21 protein-coding genes are annotated in these 22936 nt (G+C 43.0%); 10 read left to right on the plus strand and 11 right to left on the minus strand.

The features are described 5' to 3' along the window. Positions 1-73 precede the first annotated feature (73 nt). The 4 genes from LZG71_RS17200 (at position 74) to LZG71_RS17215 (ending at position 5026) form a co-directional block, all read left to right on the plus strand. Complete coding sequence (locus tag LZG71_RS17200) at positions 74-1522, plus strand: energy transducer TonB (RefSeq protein WP_233822353.1); 1449 nt, start codon at positions 74-76, stop codon at positions 1520-1522. 130 nt (positions 1523-1652) lie between these two features. Continuing rightward, positions 1653-2516, plus strand: a complete 864-nt coding sequence (locus tag LZG71_RS17205) for an SPFH domain-containing protein (RefSeq protein ID WP_233822354.1) — start codon at positions 1653-1655, stop codon at positions 2514-2516. Position 2517: 1 nt separating this feature from the next. After that, positions 2518-2697, plus strand: a complete 180-nt coding sequence (locus LZG71_RS17210; protein WP_233822355.1) for an Arc family DNA-binding protein — start codon at positions 2518-2520, stop codon at positions 2695-2697. A gap of 145 nt (positions 2698-2842) precedes the next feature. Beyond that, complete coding sequence (locus LZG71_RS17215) at positions 2843-5026, plus strand: DPP IV N-terminal domain-containing protein (RefSeq protein WP_233822356.1); 2184 nt, start codon at positions 2843-2845, stop codon at positions 5024-5026. Positions 5027-5227: 201 nt separating this feature from the next. Here LZG71_RS17215 and LZG71_RS17220 read toward each other — a convergent pair whose 3' ends face one another. From LZG71_RS17220 to LZG71_RS17240, 5 genes are all read right to left on the minus strand, one after another. After that, positions 5228-6757 carry a M28 family peptidase gene (locus LZG71_RS17220; protein WP_233822357.1) on the minus strand — a complete coding sequence of 510 codons (1530 nt, stop codon included), beginning with the start codon at positions 6755-6757 and terminating at the stop codon, positions 5228-5230. Between the two features lie 164 nt (positions 6758-6921). After that, positions 6922-7164 (minus strand): BRO family protein, encoded by a 243-nt coding sequence (locus LZG71_RS17225; RefSeq protein WP_233822358.1) that lies wholly within the window; start codon positions 7162-7164, stop codon positions 6922-6924. A 137-nt stretch (positions 7165-7301) separates the two neighbouring features. After that, a complete protein-coding gene (locus tag LZG71_RS17230) occupies positions 7302-10595 on the minus strand; it encodes a S41 family peptidase (RefSeq protein ID WP_233822360.1) in 3294 nt (1097 codons plus the stop codon). Between the two features lie 85 nt (positions 10596-10680). Further along, on the minus strand, positions 10681-11661 hold the full coding sequence (hemB, locus tag LZG71_RS17235) for a porphobilinogen synthase (protein WP_233822362.1): 981 nt from the start codon (positions 11659-11661) through the stop codon (positions 10681-10683). Positions 11662-11807: 146 nt separating this feature from the next. Then, positions 11808-12494, minus strand: a complete 687-nt coding sequence (locus tag LZG71_RS17240) for a response regulator transcription factor (protein ID WP_233822787.1) — start codon at positions 12492-12494, stop codon at positions 11808-11810. Positions 12495-12725: 231 nt separating this feature from the next. Here LZG71_RS17240 and LZG71_RS17245 point away from each other — a divergent pair, with 231 nt between their 5' ends. From LZG71_RS17245 to LZG71_RS17260, 4 genes are all read left to right on the plus strand, one after another. After that, positions 12726-13730 carry a carboxylesterase gene (locus LZG71_RS17245; protein WP_233822364.1) on the plus strand — a complete coding sequence of 335 codons (1005 nt, stop codon included), beginning with the start codon at positions 12726-12728 and terminating at the stop codon, positions 13728-13730. Between the two features lie 154 nt (positions 13731-13884). Further along, complete coding sequence (locus LZG71_RS17250; RefSeq protein ID WP_233822366.1) at positions 13885-14706, plus strand: enoyl-ACP reductase; 822 nt, start codon at positions 13885-13887, stop codon at positions 14704-14706. A gap of 94 nt (positions 14707-14800) precedes the next feature. Next, on the plus strand, positions 14801-15439 hold the full coding sequence (locus LZG71_RS17255; protein ID WP_233822368.1) for a porin family protein: 639 nt from the start codon (positions 14801-14803) through the stop codon (positions 15437-15439). Positions 15440-15622: 183 nt separating this feature from the next. Next, the gene (locus LZG71_RS17260) at positions 15623-16405 is read left to right on the plus strand and encodes a hypothetical protein (protein WP_233822370.1); all 783 of its coding nucleotides are present in this window, start codon (positions 15623-15625) and stop codon (positions 16403-16405) included. 18 nt (positions 16406-16423) lie between these two features. Here the strand turns inward: LZG71_RS17260 and LZG71_RS17265 are convergent, their stop codons facing one another. Genes LZG71_RS17265 through LZG71_RS17280 form a run of 4 tightly spaced genes read right to left on the minus strand, consistent with a single transcriptional unit; the run spans position 16424 to position 20677 of the window. After that, complete coding sequence (locus LZG71_RS17265) at positions 16424-17071, minus strand: Uma2 family endonuclease (protein WP_233822372.1); 648 nt, start codon at positions 17069-17071, stop codon at positions 16424-16426. Between the two features lie 48 nt (positions 17072-17119). Continuing rightward, positions 17120-17452, minus strand: a complete 333-nt coding sequence (locus tag LZG71_RS17270; protein ID WP_233822374.1) for a hypothetical protein — start codon at positions 17450-17452, stop codon at positions 17120-17122. A gap of 5 nt (positions 17453-17457) precedes the next feature. Continuing rightward, a complete protein-coding gene (locus tag LZG71_RS17275) occupies positions 17458-19896 on the minus strand; it encodes a penicillin acylase family protein (RefSeq protein WP_233822375.1) in 2439 nt (812 codons plus the stop codon). 49 nt (positions 19897-19945) lie between these two features. Then, the gene (locus LZG71_RS17280) at positions 19946-20677 is read right to left on the minus strand and encodes a copper homeostasis protein CutC (RefSeq protein WP_233822376.1); all 732 of its coding nucleotides are present in this window, start codon (positions 20675-20677) and stop codon (positions 19946-19948) included. Between the two features lie 379 nt (positions 20678-21056). On the opposite strand from LZG71_RS17280, the gene LZG71_RS17285 reads away from it, so the two are divergent. Both LZG71_RS17285 and LZG71_RS17290 read left to right on the plus strand, forming a co-directional pair. Next, the gene (locus LZG71_RS17285) at positions 21057-21278 is read left to right on the plus strand and encodes a DUF2795 domain-containing protein (protein ID WP_025762642.1); all 222 of its coding nucleotides are present in this window, start codon (positions 21057-21059) and stop codon (positions 21276-21278) included. 164 nt (positions 21279-21442) lie between these two features. After that, positions 21443-22096 (plus strand): helix-turn-helix domain-containing protein, encoded by a 654-nt coding sequence (locus LZG71_RS17290; RefSeq protein ID WP_233822377.1) that lies wholly within the window; start codon positions 21443-21445, stop codon positions 22094-22096. Positions 22097-22102: 6 nt separating this feature from the next. Here LZG71_RS17290 and crcB read toward each other — a convergent pair whose 3' ends face one another. Both crcB and LZG71_RS17300 read right to left on the minus strand, forming a co-directional pair. After that, positions 22103-22471: a fluoride efflux transporter CrcB gene (gene crcB / locus LZG71_RS17295; protein ID WP_233822378.1), complete on the minus strand. Its 369-nt coding sequence runs from the start codon at positions 22469-22471 to the stop codon at positions 22103-22105. A 50-nt stretch (positions 22472-22521) separates the two neighbouring features. Next, positions 22522-22884: a DUF3127 domain-containing protein gene (locus LZG71_RS17300; RefSeq protein ID WP_233822379.1), complete on the minus strand. Its 363-nt coding sequence runs from the start codon at positions 22882-22884 to the stop codon at positions 22522-22524. Between the last annotated feature and the right edge of the window lie 52 nt (positions 22885-22936).

Raw genomic sequence — 22936 nt, forward strand, 5'->3', positions numbered from 1 at the left:
TGACAAGAAAACGAGATGTTCAAATGAAAAGAAAGGGATTTTATATATTTGCTGAAATCTAATTCATCAACCTATGAAGGGAATTATAGTCTTTTTCCTGCTTTCAAGTTTTACAGTTTTTGGTCAAACAATTTACCTACCTCATGAGGTGGAAAAGCAGGTGGAACCTACCGGTGGTGTGCTTTTTCTCAACCAATTCATTAACGCCAACTTACGAGCTCCATTCCAAAGTGCAATTAAAGGGCTTAATGGAAAAGTATACGTAAAAGGAATAGTGGAGCCCGATGGAAGTATGACTAACCATGAAATTGTGAAGGGAATCGATTCACTATGTAACCAAGAAGTTATAAGAGTTTTGAGTTTGTACAAAGCGTGGCAACCGGCTATCCTAAAAGGGGAGAGAGTAAGGCAACAATTCATTTATCCGATTCAGTTTAAGATAGAGCGAAGAGCTAATTTTGACAGTACGACCAATACCATCACACACTATTTTGACAAAAAATTTTACATGACTTCGGACCTTGCCCAGGCTGAATATAGGATTGTGCGAAAAGTGAATGAGCTTGGGTATATCAACGCGGATGTTGTTTATGACCAAAAACAAGGGAAGAAATGGTCGAATATGGGTAAAGTGCCTTTTCAGCGCAAAGAAATATGGTTTAAACATGCATACGTTGGTAACAAAATTGATTCTGTTAGGGCATATGAGCTTTCCGCCAGAGATGAGAATCTTGCCAGTTATGCTACGGAGGTGACACTTCTGGCAAATGGTACTGTGCTTAGTGAAAAAGAATTTTCGAGCGACAACAAGTTATCACGTTTCAGAGAATTTGACCTGAACGGGTTGCTTAGAAAACTGGACACCTATGCAGACAGCTCGCACACCGAAATTTTATGGCACGAAAATGGTCAAATGAAAAGTGTTGTAGAGTATCCTTTAACCGAAAGCTTTGTAAGTAAAGGAATTATATATGTGAATAGCTGGGAAAAGGACGGAACTCAAAAAGTCAAAGAAGGGGATGGCTTCTGGCAGTTGCAAGGCGCTGAACTGGGAGGGAAAAGCTATATCGAAGAAGGGCAGGTAGCAGGAGGACAAAAAGAAGGTAAGTGGCAGGGGAAATGGAATAATGGTGGAATTCACTATGAAGAGATCTATTTGGATGGTGCTTTAATAGAAGGCGTATCTTACGAAGACAGTGTTAAAAGGACATATACCCAAGCAATTATTCATCCCGAGTTTAAAGGTGGTGCTAGTAAAATGTATGCATTACTGGGGCAGAATATGAGATATCCTTCCGAAGCAGCAAGAAGAGGTATTACAGGAAAGGTGCAGCTTTCATTTGTTATTTGTGAGGATGGCAGTATTTGCGATTACAAAGTTGAAAAGGGTGTTGGATTCGGCCTTGATGATGAAGCGATTAGGGTTGTGAAAAAGATGAACGGTCTTTGGGAACCAGGTGTTTTTCGTGGAAAAAAAGTACGTGTCAGATACAATCTTCCTATAAACTTCCAGATGCAATAATAGACACTTCACCATTCATCCCATCCCAAAGCCACTCAAAAGCTTTGGGATTTTTTTGTACTATTTCTAAACGAAATATGAAACCTATTTGATAATATTGTGATATCATTTTACTATCACAATTAAAGCTATGAATGAAAAAGAATTACGTTCGATGTCGGGCTACATGCTTTTTGCAGTTGGCCTGATCATGTTGTTTGGTGGCGTGGTGTATGTGGTCGTTACAGGAGCTCCTGTTGTGGGTGTTGTCATTTCCGTCATCGGGTTCATCATCCTGATCGGTCTTACAGTCATTAACCCCAATGAAGCTGTTGTTACCACGTTTTTCGGCGATTACATGGGTACCATGAAACAAAGTGGCTTGCGCTGGGTGAATCCCCTGTTTCGCAGGAAGAAAATCAGTCTCCGTGCAAGAAACCTGAATGGACAGAAATTGAAAGTGAATGACAAGTTGGGTAACCCAATCGAAATAGCCGCAGTAGTGGTTTGGCGCGTGGGTGATACGGCAAAGGCATCTTTTGAGGTGGATGATTATGTAAAATATGTAGAAATCCAGTCGGAAGCGGCTGTGAGGCACCTTGCAGGTGTATATGCTTATGACACGATGGAAGCCGAGGAAGTGGAAATCCAGGAAGTGACATTGCGTGACGGAAGTGGAAAAATCAACGAAATGCTTGAAGGTGAGCTTACTGAAAGACTGAGCAGAGCAGGAATAGATGTACTGGAAGCGCGTATCAGTCACCTTGCCTATGCTCCTGAAATTGCCGGAGCGATGCTTCAGCGTCAGCAGGCTTCGGCGGTAGTAGCTGCACGCCGCCAGATCGTAAATGGTGCCGTGGGCATGGTGGATATGGCTTTGGCAATGTTGTCAGACAAGGGTATTGTGGAGCTGGACGAGGAACGGAAAGCAGCGATGGTTTGTAATTTATTGGTGGTGTTGTGTGGTGAGAAATCGGTTACACCTGTGTTGAACGCCGGAACTTTATATCCGTAATATGGCCGAGAAAAAAGCTTTTGTTTTACGCGTTAATCCTGAAATGCTCAAGGAACTCGAATCCTGGGCACAACAGGATTTCCGCAGTTTGAATGGACAGATTGAATATTTGCTTAGTGAGGCGTTAAAAAAACAGAAACGCACCAAACGTAAGGAGACGCCATCTGACGATGAACAATAACCTAAAGAGTTACGACGTAGCAGGCGGGGACCTTCCCGGCCTGCTATTTTTGTTATCTCATTACCAGAAATGCTGTTTTTGTAAATCATTTCGTTAAAATTGTAACCTCATAGTTGTCATACTATTTAATTTTTATCCAAGCCCGATGAAGCAGGTACTAAAAACCATTGTCTTTACTTTCCTTTCCTTCCAGATTTTTGCACAAATACCAGATAACTTCCAGTGGCTGCCAGATGGCAGTGGCTACCGGGATGTGGAGCAGGGAGAGGTTGTGGAAGTAGCATTACCTTCAAATCAAAAGAAAATTTTTGTTTCCAAAGCACAACTTACGCCTTCGCAGGGCGGTGAATCTTTGCCGGTAAGAAGCTACACCGTGAGCAAAGCAGGTGATAAAGTATTGATTTACACCAATACCAAGCGTGTATGGCGGTACGATACCCGAGGTGATTACTGGGTAGCTGACCTTGGTGCAAAAACTTTGAAACAAATTGGAAAAGGCCTGCCTGCTTCGTCATTGATGTTTGCGAAATTTTCCCCGGATGGTAAAAAGGTTGGATTCGTAAGCAAACACAATGTATATGCTGAGGATCTGCAATCAGGAGAAGTGAAACAACTTACCAAAGATGGAACGGACCGTGTCATCAACGGTACGTTTGACTGGGTTTATGAGGAAGAGTTCGATTGCCGTGACGGTTTCCGTTGGAGTGATGACAGTAAATCCATTGCTTACTGGCAGCTGGACGCACGCAAGATCCGTAACTTTTTGATGATCAATACAACAGACTCCATCTACTCATTCAATATTCCGGTAGAGTATCCAAAAGTGGGTGAAACTCCTTCTCCGTATAAAATTGGCGTGGTGAATGTGGCTAGTGCCGAAACCAAATGGATGACAATTCCGGGTGATCCACAGAATACTTATTTGCCAAGAATGGAGTGGTCGGGACAGGCAGATGAACTTGTGGTGCAGCAATTGAACCGCAAACAAAATGAAAGTACTTTGATGTACATCAATACCGTTACAGGAGCATCGAAACCTTTTTATACAGAAAAAGATGAGGCGTGGATCGATATCAAGAGCCGTTGGGAAAATGATCCGGTTGGCTGGGACTGGATTAATGGCGGAAAAGAATTTTTGTGGGTAAGCGAAAAAGATGGTTGGCGCCATGTGTATCGCGTGAGCCGTGATGGAAAAAAGGAAACTTTGATCACAACGGGGAATTTTGATATGATCAATCCGGTGAGAATTGACGAGAAAAATAACGCCTATTACTTTACAGCTTCGCCCGACAATGCAACTCAGGCATATTTATACAAAGCTCCGTTGAACGGAAAAGGTGCACCTCAAAGGTTATCCCCGGTGGATCAGACCGGAACGCACAACTATGAGATTTCACCTTTGGCAAAATTCGCGAAACATAATTTTTCCAACGCAAGAATGCCCTGGATGACTGAATGGATTACTTTGCCGGATCACAAATCATTAGATCCAGCAAATTCTATCAGCCAAACCATGATGCGAATTCGTCCGGCTGCTATGAATATTGAGTTTTTTAGAGTGAAAACGGATGAAGGTGTAGAAGTGGATGCGTGGATGGTGAAACCTAATAACTTTGATCCTGCTAAAAAGTATCCGATCGTTTACATGGTATACGGAGAGCCTGCAAGCAGCACTGTGAAAGATACATACGGAACTGGTCGCAACCGCATTTACGAAGGAAACATGGCCGAAGATGGTTACATATATGCCTCTATGGACAACCGTGGAACGCCTTCTCCAAAAGGACGTGCATGGCGTAAAGCGATTTACAGAAGCATTGGGACGATCAATATCAAAGATATGGCGGGTGCTGCGAAAGCAATGTCTGAGAAATTTTCTTTCATTGATACAAGCCGCGTTGCGGTACACGGATGGAGCGGCGGTGGTTCATCGACCCTGAATCTGCTTTTCAAATATCCTAAACAATTCAAGACAGGTATTTCAGTTGCCGCGGTAGGCAATCAGCTTACATACGACAATATTTATCAGGAACGGTATATGGGTGTTCCGCAGGAAAACCGGGAAGATTTTGTTAACGGTTCTCCGGTAACACATGCCAAAAATCTGGTTGGTAACCTGTTGTACATCCACGGGACTGGTGATGACAATGTACATTATCAAAATGCAGAAATGTTGGTTAATGAGCTGATTAAGAATAATAAAGTGTTTCAATTTATGCCATATCCGAACCGCTCGCATAGTATTTCGGAAGGAGAGGGTACTTCGAGGCACTTGCGCACTTTGTGTACAGACTATCTTAAAAAACATTGTCCTCCGGGAGCAAGGTGATAACGTCGGTCTGAACGATTTTGCAGCGAAAAGTGCAAATTTCGAACTGTATTAAGCATAGATGCAAACAAAGAAATCCGGTCATAGCGATCGGATTTCTTTGTTTATGGATACTCGCGGTATGAACGACGAAGTCGGGCTGAACGCTGTTGAAGTACTTTTTCCGTTAGCCCAGCTAAAAAAAGCTTTTCAGACCGGAATTTACTTTCTATACAATTTCTTAGCTGCCTCTTCGTATTTGTCTCGGGCAATCCACTGAGGTGCTTTCGCCATGTCCGCAATCAGCCTTGCAGCATAAGTATACGCCTGGCTAAATTTGAGCAGATAGTTAAAATCAATCGTTTCAGGGTTGTCGGAAACCTGGTGGTAATTTTTCATGATATCACCATTAAATTCTCTGAAACCAGGAGTGAAAGTTGGTGCAGGAATTCCCTTTTTTGCAAAACTTACATTATCCGAGCGGTCGAATAAACCTTGCTCTGGTGAAGGATCTGCGAATACTCCTAAACCAAATGCCTTGCTGGCTTTTTCCATTTCTGCTTTTGCACCCGTACGATCAAGCCCCATTACGGCAACGATGGTAGTATCATTGTAGCCGGCTCCGTCTGAGTTAATATTGAAAATGCATTTGTTGAGAGGAAGTAACGGATGAGCCGCATAATACTGACTTCCAAGCAGTCCAACTTCTTCCGCCGTCAGCGCAACAATCAGCACCGAACGTTTTGGAGGCACTTTTGAAAATGATTCCGCTGCGGTAAGCAATCCCACAACACCGAAAGCGTTATCGCGTGCACCGTTGAAAATACTGTCTTCTGCCGTATATGGCTGCCCGCCTTGCTTGCCAATGCCAACATGGTCATAATGAGCTGTAAGCAAAATGTACTCGTCTTTAAGTTTCGGATCTGTGCCTTCTATAAAACCAACAACATTGTAGCTGTTGATCAGTTTGGTTTGTCTTCCGCTGGTTTTAAACTTAATTTCTTTCACATTACGAAGCGCTCTGGTCAGGTTGGCGTCTTTGCCATTAACCCATGCATGCGGAATGGTTTTTCCAGTGTTGTTCTCCGCCGCAAGACCTATTTTTTCACCGGTAAAATATTTGTTTACCATATTCCACGGCATAGGTGCATTGAAAAGTTCAATCACTGCTATTGCCCCTTTTTCTATTGCGATTTTACGTTTTTCGGTAGAAGAAGCAATAATTTCCGAAGGTGTTTGTACATCAGGAGTTCCGCTTTGCACCAAAACGATTTTGCCTTTTACGTCCACATCTTTGTAGTCATCCCAGCCTTTCGCTGTGTTTTCAAGTCCGTAACCGGCATACACAAGAGCAGCGGTAGTATCCATCGCTCCGCCAGTCATAAGGATCCAGTCTGTTCCGCTTTTGAGCGTTGTCGCTTCTGCCACAATTTCACCTGATTCGTTGATACCCAATTTTTCAAAAGGGACATTCTGGAAGTAAGACTTTGTTCCCGTATTTTGTGTTCCATCCACAGGTTTTACACCCAGTTTACGGAATTGTTCGGCTATGTACCGGGCAGCTACCAGATTTCCTTGTTCACCGGTGCGGCGCCCGAGTAATTCATCCGCTGCCAAAAAACGCATGTGAGCCTCTGTTTCAGACTTTTTTACAGAAAATTCTGGTGGCAGGTTTTTGCTTTTTTGGGAGAAGGATGGAGCATTCATCAGCAGTAAACCTGCTGTAAGCAGTAATGGAGATATTTTATTCATTTTGAGAAATTAAGTAATTTTTGGCGTCAATAATAGTTTGGTTTAAATAGTTTAATAACCAAACAGGTTCAATATTATTCATTTTTTCTTCCAATTGGTTTCTTTGCCTCCTTTAATACTTTCTTTTCATCATTAGCCGAGTTGCGGTCTACGTATTATTTCAACTACTTTTGCGCTATTGGAGCCAATCCGATCATTTTCCCGACATCGGCAAAATGATCAGAGACCTTTATTTCGCTGTTTTCGCATGCAATTTTCGCTTTATTAATTACTTTGACGAAATTATCCCATTTCGTATAACCAAGTATTTCTTGAAGTTCACGCGCACTCCAGCATTCAATGCCTTTATACAGGAAACAGGCTTTTTCGAATTGATGAAGCAATTCTTGAATTTGTTCAGTTTTCATAGTTTATGGTTTTGTTGATGAAGTGTGTTTTATGTTACTGGAAACCAATTATATGGGAAATATAAAGAAAAAGGCAAAAAAATAAGGCAGAGTGTTAGCTCTACCTTATTGGAACATTGAAATCTATTTTCTAAAACTTATTTCCCCGATTTATCCGGAAATGCCGGAATAGACGGAACGCCTTTTTGACCTGGTTCGGTCAGTTTTTTCTTCATTTCTTCAATCGCTCTTTCCAGCTGGACGTCTTTACCCAAATATTCATCGTGCGGATCGTTGCTTACTTCAATATCAGGCGAAACACCTTCACCTTCTATAATGAACTTAGAGCCGTCTGCTGCAAAGTGCGCAAACTCCGGTTTACGTAAATCGCTGCCATCAATGAAAGGTAAAGAGCCGCGAATACCTACAACGCCGCCCCAGGTACGCTGTCCAATAAGCGGGCCGATGTTGTAATGTCTGAACTGGTATGGGAAAAGATCTCCGTCAGAGGCGGAATACTGATCGATCAGACACACTTTCGGGCCAATTTGTGCGTCCGGTTTTACCGTTGCCGATTTGCTATTCCGCATCATCGCTCCCAAACCAGGTTGGCGGCGAAGACGCTCAATGATCATTGGAGAAACGTTCCCTCCTCCATTTCCACGGTCATCGATAATGAGTGCTTCTTTGTCCAACTGAGGATAGAAATAACGTGCAAACTGATTCAGACCATCCGGGCCCATATCTGGAATATGCACATATCCGATTTTACCGCCCGATGCTTTCGTCACCTTGGCAATATTGTCCTGAACCCACTGGTGGTAATACAGATCCGATTCGTCGGCGATAGGTTTTACAAATATCTTGCGACTTCCTTTTGCAGTCGCAGTTCCGTTGATTTCAATCTCAACGACCTGGTCTGCTTTGCCAATCAATCCTTCAAAAAGGTTTGCAAAATCCTTAACATCATTTCCATTGATGCTGATGATAAACTCACCCGGTTTTACATCAAGTCCCGGAGCGCGAAGCGGTGATACCAGCGACTTGTTCCAGCTCTGTCCTGAAAGAATGGTCTCGATTTTGTAATAACCGCTTTTATCCCGGCTGAACGTAGCTCCCAGCAAGCCCATTTTGATTCTCTCAATTTCTGGCCTCTCACCTGGATTGGTATATGCATGACCAATATTCAATTCACCGATCAGTTCTCCGATGATGTATGTAAGGTCATTACGGTGATTTACGTATGGCAGCAACGCGGCGTACTTGTCATGCATGGCTTTCCAGTTTACACCATGCATATTGGGATCATAAAAATAATCTCGCATCTGACGCCAGCTTTCATCATAAATCTGCTTCCACTCGGCATGAACATCTGTGTTGTTTTTCAGACCTTCCAGATTCAGCTTGTTTTTAGGCTCAATTTTGGATGTGCTCAGGTCTTCGATGTACCAGTCAGCCATCTTTCTGAGCATGATTTTCTTGCCATCCGGACTAACTACATATCCGCCAAAATCACCAATTTCGGTCTCCTTTTTGTCTTTCAGACTGAAAAATTTGAATGAACGATCCTTTCCTGCTGAATTCGAAGTGTAATAGAGCCCCTCAGCACCAGCAACCAGTCGATAATAATTTCCGGCAGATACTGGCAGACTTTCAATTCTGTCGGCCAGGTTTTCTTCATCAACCTTAACCGCAACATCGCTTTCAGCTTTAGGTACTTCCTTTTTCGGAGTTTCCTTTTTTCCTTTTGCGGTATTGGCAGCCACGGCAGTTTCACCAGTGCTTTCGCTTTTTACAGATACTTCATCATTTTCGATCTGGAAAGAAGATTTAACTTCAGCTCCAAGGCGGATGAAGTATGGCTTCTCCATGTTGCTGTAAGCATGGTTCCATTCGGTATTGCTGTATGTTGGATTGAAATCGCGGGCAGAAACAAAATACAAGAGCTTTCCATCCGGGCTAAACGTCGGCTGCCCGCTGGTATACCAGTTATCCGTTACCTGCACAGATTTTTTGGTAGCGATATTGTACAGTTTTATTACATCAAATTCTCTTGCTTTACCAGGTTCGGTGTAAGCAATCCATTTGCTGTCAGGTGCAATGGTGTAATCATCAATTTCGCGGTAATCGCTGTGCGTAACTGCTGTTTTAGTTCCTGTTTTTGCATCGACATAATATAAATCCTGATTTCTGTCGGCCAATAGCAAATACTTACTATCCGGGCTCCAAATGGGATTAAATTTGTAACTACCAGCGCCTTTGGTCAGTTGCTTTGCAGGTTCTGAACCATCTTGTTTACGGATATAAAGTTCGTCTTCTCCTATTTTGTCTGATAAAAAGCTGATCCATTGTCCATCAGGGCTCCATTCAACATTACGATCATGTGCGTCGCTGCTTTGTGTCAGATTGCGGACTACACCACTCTTGGCAGGAACAGTAAAAACATCTCCTCGCGCACCCAGCACAGCACGTTTTCCATCGGGTGAAATGGCATAACTTCCCACCATTTTAGATGCGTCTGTCTGTTTGTTACGTCCGGATGAAAAGTCCTCCGAAATGGTTACGGAAAGTTTATCAGCTTTTCCGGTAGCAAGGTCATAGAGATAGATATACCCGCCGTTTTCAAATGCGATGGCGTTGTCACCAAGGGATGGGAATTTGCAATCAAACTCTTTAAAGTCAGTTATTTTTTTAGTCTGTTTGCTTTGTGTATCATATTCAAACAAATTCATCGTCCTGTCCCTGTCGCTCAGGAAATAGACTTTGTTTTTATGATACATCGGAAAAATGTCCTGAGCAGGGTTGTTGGTCACATTTTCTGTTTTTCCTGATTTTACATCAAAAATCCAGATATCGTCTGCCATTCCTCCTTTGTAATATTTCCACGTACGAAATTCACGGAAAACCCGGTTCATGGCCAGTTTGGAGCCATCTTCATTATAGCTCGTCCAGCTACCAACCGAAAAAGGAAGTTCTTCACTCAGATCACCACTAATTGGAGCTTTGTAAAGCTTTCCTTTAAAGGCATTAAATGAGTTGCCCCGGCTGCGATAAATCACGCTTTTGTCGTCCGGTGCCCAATCCATCACAACATTGTTGGGACCCATACGATCAGCCACGTCATCGCGGCCCAGCGTTGCGGTGTATGTAATTCTTTTTGGAGTTCCACCGGTTGAAGGCATTACAAAAACCTCTGTATTTCCGTCATACTGGCCTGTAAAAGCAATTTGTTTGCCATCGTGGCTGAATCTCGGAAACATTTCGTAGCCAGGATGGCTGGTAAGCTTTCGAGCAACTCCGCCACTTTTCGTAGTTGTGTAAAGATCGCCCGCATAAGAGAACACAACCTGATTCCCATGAATGGCAGGGAAGCGTAACAATCGTGTTTCCTGTGCCTGCAGACTGATTTGGGATAGCCCCAAAAGCAAAGACAATGCATAGGTTTTTTTCATACTCATATTTTATTTTTAACATGGCAACTCACTTCTTTCAATTGTTTGAAGGAAGTGAGTATATAATAGAGGCAAGTTACGGAAATTAGTGATTCAGGATGATAGCCGCCTCTTTTGCAAAATAGGTAAGGATGCATTTGGCTCCTGCACGGCGGATACTGAGGAGTACTTCCATCATGGCACGGTCGCCATCTAGCCAGCCGTTGAGTGCGGCAGCTTTAATCATGGCATACTCACCGGAAACATTGTATGCAGCAATGGGTATGTCGAAATTCTGATCCAGATCGCGAATGATATCCAGATATGAAAGAGCCGGTTTAACCATCAACATGTCTGCGCCTTCGTCAAAATCCTGCTGCGCTTCCAGTAACGCTTCACGTTTGTTGGCCGGATTCATCTGATATGTTTTTTTGTCGCCAAACTTCGGAGCAGATTCAAGCGCGTCACGGAATGGACCGTAGAATGCGCTTGCATACTTGGCAGAATAGGACATGATACTCACATCAGTAAATTTGTGGTCATCCAAATATTGACGAATGTATCGAACCCGACCATCCATCATATCGCTTGGCCCCAGAATGTCGGCTCCGGCTTTTGCCTGTGCCAACGACATTTTCCCGAGAATTTCTAGGGTTGCATCATTGACAATCTTTCCATCTTCAACCAGTCCGTCGTGGCCATCAGAGCTGTACGGGTCCATCGCCACGTCTGTCATAATTGCCAGTTCCGGGAATTTTTCCTTGATGGCCGTAATTGCTTTCAGGTAAAAGGTATCCTCACGATAACTTTCCGACGCGAATTTATCTTTTTTACTTTCCGGGTAATTGGGAAAAAGGTCTATACCGCGAATCCCAAGATCTGTAACTTCTTTTAGTTCTTCCAAAAGGTTATCCAGTGAATAGCGGTAAATACCCGGCATGGATTTCACTTCTACTTTTTGGTTGGAACCTTCCTGCACAAACATTGGGAATATGAAATCGGAAACCTGAAGTGATGTTTCCTGTACCAGGTCACGTACTGCAGACGATTTTCTATTGCGGCGTGGGCGGCGAGAAATATTAAACATAAGCTTTCGGCGATCAGCAGTTGGCTGTCGGCTTTTTAATTGATGGCATTAAATATATTACATAGAGAACCAAGGAGAAAAATATTGAGTTTCACAGCGCGTTTTTTTCTTTGGAATCCCATGCCCTATGCCGATGTTCTACACTTTCACCCCACCATCAACTTAAAACCCTCTCCATGCAGATTCATAATTTGGATCGATGCGTCTTCCCGGAAATGCTTTCTGAGTTTGGTAATGTATACATCCATGCTTCGGGCATTGAAATAAGAATCGTCACCCCAGATTGTTTTTAAAGCAAAACTCCGGCTGATAGGCTGGTTTATATTCTGACAAAATAATTTCAGTAATTCCGATTCCTTGCTTGTGAGCCGGGCCGATTTATCTCCAACTGAAAGCTGCTGATGACTGTAATCGAATGTGTAAGTCCCAACCTGAAAAAGTTTGTTCTCTTCCGGAGAATCGGCTTGTTTCCGGTAGCGGCGGAGAATTGCTTCAATTCTTAACAGCAATTCTTCTCTGTCAAAAGGTTTGGTTACGTAATCGTCGGCGCCCACCCGAAAGCCCTGCATGGTATCTTCCTTCATCGACTTGGCCGTCAGGAAAATAATCGGCACATCTCTGCCACTCATTCTTACTTCTTTTGCCAGTGAAAATCCGTCTTTTTTTGGCATCATGACGTCAAAAATGCAGAGATCGTATTCTTTGTCCACAAAACTTTGCCACCCTTTCTGACCATCCGTGGCGAGGTCAGTCGGAAAACCTTTGTCGATCAGATATTCCTGAAGTAGTATACCAAGGTTAGCGTCGTCTTCAACAAGTAAAAGGTTAGGCATTGGGCAATAGTTATGGGTGATTAGAAAGTCTGTTACTAACGCTTTCATCAATAAGCGTTTAAGGCAGTAAATTTCAGTTGTTGGAAAAAATGTTGACTATTGATTCTAAAAATTAATGTGACAATATTACAGATTCATGTGTTTTTATGAATTTACCGCATAATCAAAACTGATTTTGTGCCTAAAACTACCGAACTTTCGGGCTAAAGAAACCTTCTTGATTCTTAAAATATGTTAAAGCTAGCTCTGGCAATTGCCGCAGTCGTCGTAGTAATCGCCATTATTTACTTTTCCGGTCCCTCAGTTCCTGCCGCTCAGTTTAGTCCGGTTCTGCCCTCAGTTCCGCAGGATCTCACACATCTTGAAAAAGAAATTGATGATTCTGAAAAAGCAATTAAGGATCTGAAACGCGACAATCAGGCTCGAATCGTTTGGGCCGATTCTGCTAAAAAAGAGAAGACGCCATACAGCATTGTATACATTCATGGCTTTGGTGCAAGCTGGGCGGAGGGAGAACCTGTTCACCGGGATCTTGCCAAACGATATGGAGCGAACCTGTATCTGGCCCGTATGCACGACGCCGGAATAAGCGATCCCGACGCATTTGACGACCTCACGCCCGAAAATTTTATGCAGGAAGCAAAACGCGCTCTGGCGATTGGGAAGGTTTTAGGGGACAGCGTGATCGTGATCGGAACCTCAGCAGGTGGCTTGCTCACGGTGTATCTGGCAGCAACCAATCCGGACCTAAAAGGAGTGGTACTTTATTCACCTTGTCTCGCTGTGGCATCACCTGCGTTGAAACTGGTAACCGGTCCCTGGGGAAGAAAAATACTTTACAGCATTATGGGCGACCATCGCAAACCTATAGATGAGGAATCGGAACGCTCCAACTTCTGGTTGCAAAGCTACCGAACCAACGGTTTGCTCACGTTACAACAAACTATTGATGCTATATCACGCCCTGAAATATTCAAGCAGATCAAAATGCCGGTGTTTTTGGGATATTATTATAAAAACGATAAAGAGCAGGATGAAGTCGTATCTGTAAAAGCGATGCAGGAAATGTTCCCGCAGCTAGGTACGCCTGCAAATCTGAAAGTAGAGAAAGCTTTTCCTGAAAGTGCCGACCACGTGATAGCATCTTATTTGCGTTCAAAGGATGTGAAAGGTGTTTATGAGGCGACAGATTTGTTTTTTCAAAAGCAACTTGGCCTTGTGCCTGTCGTTAAATGAGGTAGATAGTCTGTAATAGAATATTGGCATAACAGATCAAAAATGCTTTACTTTGCGGGCTTTATTACAACACATTGCCGGGCTTTGGTATACAAAGATTTCATTTCGTCAGGCACTGCATGGCTAATTTGACTAAAATATTTAAACTAACATTATGGCTTACGGTTTATTAAAGGGAAAAAGAGGGATTATATCAGGTGCTCTGGACGAGAACTCAATTGCCTGGAAAGTAGCGCTTAAAGCGAAAGAAGAAGGCGCAATTTTTACTTTGACAAATGCTCCAATCGCAATGCGTATGGGGGGGATTCAGGAATTGGCGAAAACTTGTGATGCTCAGCTTATTCCCGCCGATGCCACTTCGGTTGAAGATATCGAGAATCTTTATACCCAGTCGATGGACGTTTTGGGAGGTAAAATCGACTTCGTTTTGCACTCCATCGGAATGTCTGTAAACGTTCGTAAAGGAAAATCTTACGGCGATCTGAACTACGAATGGATGCAGAAAGGACTGGATATTTCAGCCATTTCTTTGCATAAGTTCTTGCAGGTAGGAGAGAAGCTGGATGCGATCAACGAATGGGGATCGGTTGTTGCATTGTCGTACATCGCAGCACAACGCACCTATTCTTTTTACAGCGACATGGCAGAAGCAAAAGCAATGTTGGAAAGCATCGCACGCAGCTACGGTTACCGTTACGGAAAAGCGAAGAACGTTCGTGTAAATACCATTTCTCAGTCCCCTACTAAAACCAAAGCAGGTTCAGGAATTGAAGGTTTTGATGCGTTTTATGAGTTTGCAGAAAAAATGAGTCCGCTTGGAAATGCAACGGCTGATGATTGTGCCAACTACGCCATCACCCTTTTCTCAGACCTTACCAAATTTGTAACCATGCAGAATCTGTTCCATGACGGAGGATATTCTTCTACCGGTATTTCGGAAGAATTGGTAACGATGATTCAGCAGCAGAATAAGTAGATTATTTTTGCATTGATGAAATAAGCTTAGATTTACGAATCTGAGCTTATTTTTTTGTCCCTATCATTCAATCAGAACTCCTATCGACATGAAAATGAAAACCTGTTTATTGTCCATCCTGTTCTTCATGACGTTTCTAGTGTCAGGATTTACTCAAACCTTTACTTTGAAAGGAGGATTGAATTTATCATCCAGGCTGGTTCATTATAAAGGCAAATCAGAAAACGAAGGTTTAAAATTGAATCCTGGTTTGCATGTGGGTGGCACGTTCGATTTCCCGGTGAGAAAAAGGATATCTGTAGAAACGGGTTTACTATTGTCGATGAAGGGCTATAAATATTCCGGAGGTGGGCTCACAGGGATCAAAAGCAAGGTGGATCTGCTTTTTTTGCATGTTCCTGTAAATGGGAGAGTCTCTTTTAATTTAGGAGGGGCGAACATGTATGGGACATTTGGTCCTTATTTTGGTTATGGATTGGTGGGACGAAATAAGTATACCGATCTGAATGGAAACTCCTCAACTCAAAAATCGAAGGTCGTATGGGGTGATAAGGGTGTGATGAGACGATTAGATGCGGGTCTGGGAGTTTGTGTAGGTATTGTGGTACATTCCATGACATTCGGAATTAACTACGATTTGGGATTGCTTAATCAGGTACCAATAGATGATGATCTGAAAGTAAAAAATTCGGTACTAGGTGTTTCCGTTGGATACCGATTCGCTAAAAAGTAGTTTGTCAAATACCTGTTCAGCAGGATATAAATCCCTCTGTGGCAACGTGCACGGAGGGATTTTTGCATTTTTGATAAAATAATTGCTTTGGTTGTCCGTTCCGCGTTGTAAGATATTGGCGAACTGGTTAGTTTCGCCTCATTATTATTAGCTATGACTTTAAAAACAAATCCCCTTTATTTCATGAGAACTTCATTTCAGTTCAAATATTTTATGGCTTCGGCTATGATGGTCATGCTTGCGGCCTGTGGCGGCGAAAAAGAAGCGACCAAAGTGGCCTCAGATGCTCCTGTTTATACTTTGGTTTTCCTGGATAAAACGCAGAGTGTGAATGTAAATAAGAATTACGTCAATGAAAAATACCGCCAGGTGCTGACGGATATCATGGAGAATAACATGAAAAACAAAGGCGACAAACTGGAAGTTTATTTTATTCATGAAAACACATCGAAGGCTCGTGCAATGTCGGTAATGGTTCGGAGTGAAAAAGATAATATGGAGGCAGCTAATGCAACCGATCGCGAAGCTATTGAAACGGCGTACGCTATGTCTCTTCAAAAGGAGAAAGGAATTTTCCTGCGCCAGCTTCTTGCAAAACTAAATCAGCAGAATACGGGCGCATCGAACCTGTCGACGGATATATGGGCGAGCTTGCCTGTGATTGCGAAAGCCAATGAGAGCGGAGCTGATGTGAAAGTGTATTATTTCAGCGATATGATCGAAAGTGTGAAAGGCGCAGATCGCCGTGACTTTCATGTAAAACCTCCCAAGGATGATGCACAGGCGGAAGAAGAAGCCAAAGCGGACAGCAAGAAACTGGAACAATATGTGATTGGCTCACCGCAGGTTACCATCGTTTCTCCTTTTGAACCAACAGCTTCGTCCAAAGAAAATAATCCTCATGTTACGCATTACTGGCAAACGCTCTTTCAGGAATTGGGTGGGGTTGGAGTGGAGGAGTTGTAAACCTAATTTCCTGGTACTCTAAAAACCACCAATGGCTTTCAGATTTTCGGCTTCATCAAAAATGGCGCGAACCGGAATTTGAAAGCCATCAATAACAAAACTTTTTACTGATCCTTCTGATGATTTGAGGATCAGATCGTAGGCATTCCCATTTAAATTGTATTGTTCCAAAGTCTGTTTTTCAGGATCGATGATCCAGTATTCCTGGATTTTGTGGGCCTGATAATCCTTGAATTTTACGCCTCTATCACGATCTTCGGTAGAGTCTGAGAGAATTTCAATCACCAGATCGGGTGCCGGAAAGAGGATCTGATCTTCTGTGAAATGCTGTGATTTTTCCTTTTTGAAGAAGCAAATATCCGGTTCATAATCGTTCCGGGTCAGTGTAATCATTATTTTTTCAATACCAACAAATCCCAGGTCATTCTTGCCTGCAAAAATACTAATTAGTCGATAAAGAAGTCCACTGGCTGTGTTGTGCCTCTTTTTAACGGGTGAATGAACAACAATTTCACCATTAATAAACTCAACCTTTTCCTCTTTGAGAATATTGTTATGAAACTGAATCCTCTTTTCTTTTTCGGTATTGAGTATAGCCTCGACCTCAAGAAGCAGAAAATGGGCATTCGGCTCATTAAGTAATTCTGAAAGTATCCGGTTGTTCATATAGCATTAGTAAATTATAATCTGGTCAAAATTGCCTTTGCCAGCTAATTAAACAGCCCTGCGAACAAAATGCCCGGACAAAGAAGCAAACCCACCAACTAATCCGCCAACGAGTGCCGTCACTACCAATAGCAATATTCCGTTAGGAAGAGAGAAAATCTGAGCGATTCTGTTGGACATAGCACCTTCCGAACTGGTATGAAGGTACAATCCATATGCAAACCACAACAGTGCAATGGCAGCAAAACCTGTAAGGAAAGCATTAAAAGAAGTATTTGCAGGCCGCCAGAGTAATATGAGAAACGGAGCCAGAGCTACCGTCCACCAAGGGGCAAAATATTGACAAATGGCTGTTACAACAACGATCAGGATGATATTCATGGTTGTCAGTTCTTTTTAAATGTGATACCGGAAGTAAGACGTGGGTGCTGCTGATCTGCCGACGATAAAAACACAAGCTCATTCAGCTCTCCTTTTTCCCACTTATCCATCAGATTGAGGTAATACGGACTTCCCGGGTTGCCCGACTGCCCGCCTGGATAAATCCCATATCCTTTTGGTGAAGGGCCCAGTTCGACCACCATGCGCCAGGAAGGGCCATTTCGTTTGGTTATTGCATTCACAATGCCAGAGCCTCCTCCCGTTTTGAGCAACGGCGCATTGAAGGCTTTCAAACTTCTGCTTAAATGCTTGATCTCCGTTCCCTTTACATCGGTCCATTTCCAGGCCGGACTCATGCTGCCATGATGCTTTTTCAAAGTGTCCAGTGTTGCTTTAAAGCTGCTGAGCACAATGTCGGGCATGGTTTCCTTCGGTGTGGTTTTCACATTGTCGAACCACTTTTCGTTGGGTTGATTCAAAATCATGTACAACGTTCTGTCGCGTGAAGGATATTTCATCGGAACAATTTCGGAGCCGAATTCATCGTCCCATATGGAAGCTTGGAGAAGGGGCATCCAGGTTTCGAATATCGAAGCGGGAATAGATTCCGGGTTGTTCTGATAATCCCAGTCGGACAGCGTTATTTTAGCTGCTTTTTCTACCGGGCTTAACGGCGAAGAACTCAGTACGGATAAAAGTCGTGGCAAAACACTCCTTGCCAAAACATTGAAATTGTCGTTTTGTAGCATCCGTAAGCTGTCTGCATTCGCCTTCGTCATGGCGGCAAGGCGCTCATTGATACGAATACCTCTTTCGGAAGGCGCAAAAATCCAGTTGATATAATATGGATATGTTGGGTCGGTGGATGACTGATTGGCAGAGCTTACAAAACCACGCGGCGGGTTTTTGACAAACGGATTTTGTTCTGCCGGTATCCATCCATGCCAATCCTCGGACGCGTCTGATCCATCCAGCAGAAACTTACCCTGATCCTTATATTTCAGAGGTAATTTTCCATTTACCGTTAATGCGATATTCTTTCCATTGTCGGCGAAAATGAAGTTTTGAGCCGGACCAACATATTTTGCCAGTGCCTTCCTGTAGTCGTCGTAATTTTTGGCTTTATTAAGTTCATAAAATGTGAGAAAGCTATTTCCTGGCTCATGACCGATCCATTTTAGGGCCAAATTGGGTGGGCTGCCTTCTTGCTGATCTGTTTCAGTAACAGGCCCGTGATGTGTGTACACTACGTTTTCCCTTACCGGTTCCTTCTGGCCCTTTACATAAATGAGTTCCTCTCTTTTGCTGGTAGATTTCCACTGGTTATTGTGCCAGTATTCTGCCTGTGTGGTATCCTTGAATTTAATTTTATAAAAGTCAAACACGTCAGCATCAACGTTGGTTACGCCCCAGGCCACATTTTGGTTAAAACCGATGATGACGCTTGGAATACCCGGTAACGACACACCATACACATTCATATCCGGAGTGTGCAACTGCACCTGGTACCAGATTGATGGAAGCGTTAATTCAAGATGCGGATCATTGGCCAGAATTGGATATCCCGTAATGGATTTCTCCGCACCAACCGCCCAGTTGTTACTTCCGATTCCTTCTGGTTTTATTTCCTCCCGAGCAAATTTGCTTACAGAAACAGAGTCCTGGTTTTTTAACGGGTTTTCAACGGGAATTGGCAATCTTGGAAAATCCCACTTTGTTCCGGTTGGTATAATCGGGCTTTCCTGAAACATTGGATAATCCGGGAACAATTCGTTGATCACGTCCTTACCATATTTTTTCAGCACATTCGTTATGCTCAAATCATTCGCCCTGCCGGCAAGCGTGAGTGTCATTTGTTCCAGCATGTACATGGTGTTAATTGGTTTCCATGGTTCAGGACTGTAACCTAACAATTTATATTCTACCGGATAATCCTTTGGGTCAAGCTGAGCAATGTATGCGTTCACACCCGCCGAGTAACCTTCCAAAGCCGTTTTGGAATGCTGGTCGCTCATGGCCATTTTAAGATTGGCTTCGGCACCATAACCCATTCCCAGACGCCGGCTTTTCTGATCCATTTGCAAAGTGGCCGGACCGAGAATTTCTGAAAGTCTGCCGGAAGCAGCCCTGGTCTGAAGGTCCATTTGCCACAAACGATCCTTTGCGGTCAGATAGCCTTGTGCATAGAAAAGATCAAAATCATTTTTGGCAAAAATGTGAGGAACACCGGTATCATCAAAGCGAACAATTACCTCAGCACTGAGGCCGTCCGCTTTTAATATAATCTGATTTTTGTCGATCGTCTGCTTTTCACCATTTTGCCAAAATCCGGTAAATGGACTTAAAAATGCTCCTAATGCGGGAACGGGTCCCCATGGCCTGTTGAGCGCATAAACGAAACCGACGGCAACCAGAAGAGATGCAATTGCTTTGAAAAATTTCATATTGAGGACGGGTTAATCCTGTAATAAGATTCTGTTACACAAGCAAAAATCAGGCATTAACTACTTTAACAATAGCTTCCACAAGACCAAGGTCACTATACATTACTGATTTCTCATCGGGAATTTCGCCAGCCATGGAAATGCCCGCAGGGAAATACTTTTGGCGACCCGGACGGAATACCTTCGCTGTTAAATGCAAAGCGTGAACACCCGTTTCTGCTAAAGCAGCTGCATTGGTGTGATTTACACCACCTCCTGCCATAATTTCAATGGCACCATTTGCCTTTTTTGCAAGTTGGGCAAGCAGTTCCAATGCCTCCGGAGCCGATGGTTTTTGTCCTGAAGTAAGAATACGTTCTGCACCTGTTTCAATCACCGCCGCCAAGGCTTTCATTGGATCGGGAGTGAGGTCAAATGCGCGGTGAAAAGTTACTTTCAAAGGGTGCGCAAACTCAACAAGCGCTTTAGTTCTTTCAACATTTACCTGTCCGTCAGGATGCAGAACACCAAGAACAACACCATCCGCTCCCAATTTTTTTGCTGTACTAATATCTTTTCTCATGATCTCTTCTTCGAAGAAATCATAGACAAAATCTCCTCCACGCGGGCGAATCATCACATATACAGGAATTTGAACATACTCCTTCACCATTTCTATTAATCCTGCACTGGGTGTAGTACCGCCTTCACCTAATCCGCCACAGAGTTCGATTCTTCCTGCGCCGCCCGCCTGGGCATTAATACAAGATTCAAGGGAATAGGCACAAACTTCAATTGTCATATTTTATGTAAACTATAATGATGAGGGAAATTACAAAACGGGCGGGGAAATACAATCATCGGCGTCGGTAAGTGCGGTAAATAGACCCATTTGATTTCTTATAATTTGACGGGTTTTGAAACTGAGCGATATGGAGGCGGAAACTCAAATCAGAGCTAAACCAGGTAATAGCTCTTTAATGGCAGATGTGTAAAAGTAAGTGAAGAGAGATTAATTAATTAAAACTAATATTCTTATTATCAGGCACTTAAAAATTGAAATAAAATATTTTTAAACTAAAAACAATTATTTTTGTTTTTTTTCGCTTAAAGCTATTAAAAGATGCAGAATTTTTTACTTTTGCAAAAATTGTTAGTAACTATTAATAGGCGAAAATACTATGTACTGGACTCTCGAACTTGCGTCATATCTTGAAGATGCTCCTTGGCCTGCGAGCAAAGATGAACTAATTGACTTTGCCATCAGAACAGGCGCTCCGCTTGAAGTAGTGGAAAACCTTCAGGAATTGGAAGATGACGGTCAGCCTTATGAAAGCATTGAGGAAATTTGGCCTGATTATCCAACCAAAGATGATTTCTTTTTCAACGAAGATGAATATTAAATAGAAGACGGCGCTGAAAGGTGCCGTTTTTTGTTTTAGAGATATATCAAAAAGATAGGTACGGTTTTTTATCTCTATCAAAAAATTGTAAATTGTTACGTTATCTTCAAAGAAAGTAACAACAGGAATTGTCATTATTCAGATATCTAGCCATTCTAAAACCGATGGAACTTCGATTGCTGAAAGAGCTGGTGAAAAGAGGAGAGGGTGAACATGTGGAGTTCAAACTGAAATCCAATCATCCTGAAAAGATTGTCCGCGAAATTGTCGCGTTTGCAAACTCTGGTGGTGGAAAATTGTTCGTGGGAGTTGGCGATGACAAAAGCATTAAAGGCCTCAAAGATGCCGAGGAAGATGAGTACACGCTTTCCAGGGCCATTGACAAATACATTTTTCCAAAAATTTCTTACAAACACGAAAAGATTCCGATCACACACGATCGTGATGTCTTGGTACTAACCATTCCTAAAAGTATAGATAAGCCGCATTACGTGGTCGACGATACGGGAGTGCGGCAGGCATACATTCGTGTAGAAGACAAATCGATTCAGGCAAGCCGTGAAATGAAAGAAATTATGCGACGTGGCAAGGGCGAACGGGATGTAAGATTTCAGTACGGCGAGAAAGAAGAAAAGCTCATGAAGCTGCTGGATGAAAAAGAATCTGTGACAGTAGACTTGTTTGCTGCATTTGCGGGGATCCCGAGAAAAATTGCCTCCAACACGCTTGTAGTAATGGTTTTGGCAAGAATCCTTGAAGTTCATCCGCACGAAATGTTGGATAAGTTTACCATGTCGATGGCATATCAGTCCAATTGATAAGAATTATTTTCCCAGCCAAATGCCCATCAAGGTAGCTCCAAAACAAAGGATAAGACTTAAAAACGTGTTGAGCGCAGCGTCGCCGAAACGATTGTTTTGAATCAGCAGAATGGTTTCGTTGCTGAATGTAGAGAAAGTGCTGAATCCTCCGCAGAAACCTATGGCCACGAATGCCCGGTAGGTGCTAATATTATCAGAAGGTTTTAAGGCTGCCCAGCCTGTAAAGAAACCCATGATGAGGCAGGCCATTATATTGGCCGTCAGTGTACCAAAAGGAAATACTGACGACCACTTAACAAATGCTTTTCCAACTCCGTACCGGGCAAGGCTTCCAAGCCCGCCACCTACAAAAACGAGAATCATCTGGTTCATACGGCGTTGGAGATCAACCGGTTTTATTTACATATCCGGTTTTTTGGGTCTTAGAATGGAAGATCGTCAGAAGAATCTTCACTGAAAGTAGTTACGGGAGGGAATGCACCCGCACCCTGATTGGATGGAGCCGATGATCCGCCTGCGCTTCCGGCTTTGTCTACTTTCCAAGCTTTTACTTCTGTGTACCAGCGAGAATTGTATTCACGGCTTTCCACGTCTATCGAAGCAGTTACAGAATCATTTACCTGCAAGCCAGCCTGATCAATTTTGTCTCCCCAAAGCGCTATACACACTTTTTTCGGGTACTGAGACGGAATTTCAAGTATGAATTCCTGCTTACGCCACGTTCCGTTTTTGCCCTGGCCTGTTACTTCTGGAAGTAAAGCAATGACTGTTCCTGTTAATTCCATATCAAAAATTATATTTTTAGTTTCTTAAAATGCAGGTTCAAAAGTAGTGGAT

Origin of the sequence: Dyadobacter sp. CY312 (assembly GCF_021390535.1) — a bacterium.
In the GTDB taxonomy this organism is placed as follows: domain Bacteria; phylum Bacteroidota; class Bacteroidia; order Cytophagales; family Spirosomataceae; genus Dyadobacter.

What these genes read in the sequence shown, in the direction of transcription:
- LZG71_RS17275 (WP_233822375.1), bottom strand. Translation starts at nt 19,896, where the DNA reads ATGAAATTTTTCAAAGCAATTGCATCTCTTCTGGTTGCCGTCGGTTTC.
- LZG71_RS17250 (WP_233822366.1), top strand. Translation starts at nt 13,885, where the DNA reads ATGGCTTACGGTTTATTAAAGGGAAAAAGAGGGATTATATCAGGTGCT.
- LZG71_RS17300 (WP_233822379.1), bottom strand. Translation starts at nt 22,884, where the DNA reads ATGGAATTAACAGGAACAGTCATTGCTTTACTTCCAGAAGTAACAGGC.
- LZG71_RS17225 (WP_233822358.1), bottom strand. Translation starts at nt 7,164, where the DNA reads ATGAAAACTGAACAAATTCAAGAATTGCTTCATCAATTCGAAAAAGCC.
- LZG71_RS17255 (WP_233822368.1), top strand. Translation starts at nt 14,801, where the DNA reads ATGAAAACCTGTTTATTGTCCATCCTGTTCTTCATGACGTTTCTAGTG.
- LZG71_RS17285 (WP_025762642.1), top strand. Translation starts at nt 21,057, where the DNA reads ATGTACTGGACTCTCGAACTTGCGTCATATCTTGAAGATGCTCCTTGG.
- crcB (WP_233822378.1), bottom strand. Translation starts at nt 22,471, where the DNA reads ATGAACCAGATGATTCTCGTTTTTGTAGGTGGCGGGCTTGGAAGCCTT.
- LZG71_RS17260 (WP_233822370.1), top strand. Translation starts at nt 15,623, where the DNA reads ATGAGAACTTCATTTCAGTTCAAATATTTTATGGCTTCGGCTATGATG.
- LZG71_RS17205 (WP_233822354.1), top strand. Translation starts at nt 1,653, where the DNA reads ATGAATGAAAAAGAATTACGTTCGATGTCGGGCTACATGCTTTTTGCA.
- LZG71_RS17265 (WP_233822372.1), bottom strand. Translation starts at nt 17,071, where the DNA reads ATGAACAACCGGATACTTTCAGAATTACTTAATGAGCCGAATGCCCAT.
- LZG71_RS17215 (WP_233822356.1), top strand. Translation starts at nt 2,843, where the DNA reads ATGAAGCAGGTACTAAAAACCATTGTCTTTACTTTCCTTTCCTTCCAG.
- LZG71_RS17240 (WP_233822787.1), bottom strand. Translation starts at nt 12,494, where the DNA reads ATGCCTAACCTTTTACTTGTTGAAGACGACGCTAACCTTGGTATACTA.
- LZG71_RS17280 (WP_233822376.1), bottom strand. Translation starts at nt 20,677, where the DNA reads ATGACAATTGAAGTTTGTGCCTATTCCCTTGAATCTTGTATTAATGCC.
- LZG71_RS17245 (WP_233822364.1), top strand. Translation starts at nt 12,726, where the DNA reads ATGTTAAAGCTAGCTCTGGCAATTGCCGCAGTCGTCGTAGTAATCGCC.
- LZG71_RS17210 (WP_233822355.1), top strand. Translation starts at nt 2,518, where the DNA reads ATGGCCGAGAAAAAAGCTTTTGTTTTACGCGTTAATCCTGAAATGCTC.
- LZG71_RS17230 (WP_233822360.1), bottom strand. Translation starts at nt 10,595, where the DNA reads ATGAAAAAAACCTATGCATTGTCTTTGCTTTTGGGGCTATCCCAAATC.
- LZG71_RS17270 (WP_233822374.1), bottom strand. Translation starts at nt 17,452, where the DNA reads ATGAATATCATCCTGATCGTTGTTGTAACAGCCATTTGTCAATATTTT.
- LZG71_RS17200 (WP_233822353.1), top strand. Translation starts at nt 74, where the DNA reads ATGAAGGGAATTATAGTCTTTTTCCTGCTTTCAAGTTTTACAGTTTTT.
- LZG71_RS17290 (WP_233822377.1), top strand. Translation starts at nt 21,443, where the DNA reads ATGGAACTTCGATTGCTGAAAGAGCTGGTGAAAAGAGGAGAGGGTGAA.
- LZG71_RS17220 (WP_233822357.1), bottom strand. Translation starts at nt 6,757, where the DNA reads ATGAATAAAATATCTCCATTACTGCTTACAGCAGGTTTACTGCTGATG.
- hemB (WP_233822362.1), bottom strand. Translation starts at nt 11,661, where the DNA reads ATGTTTAATATTTCTCGCCGCCCACGCCGCAATAGAAAATCGTCTGCA.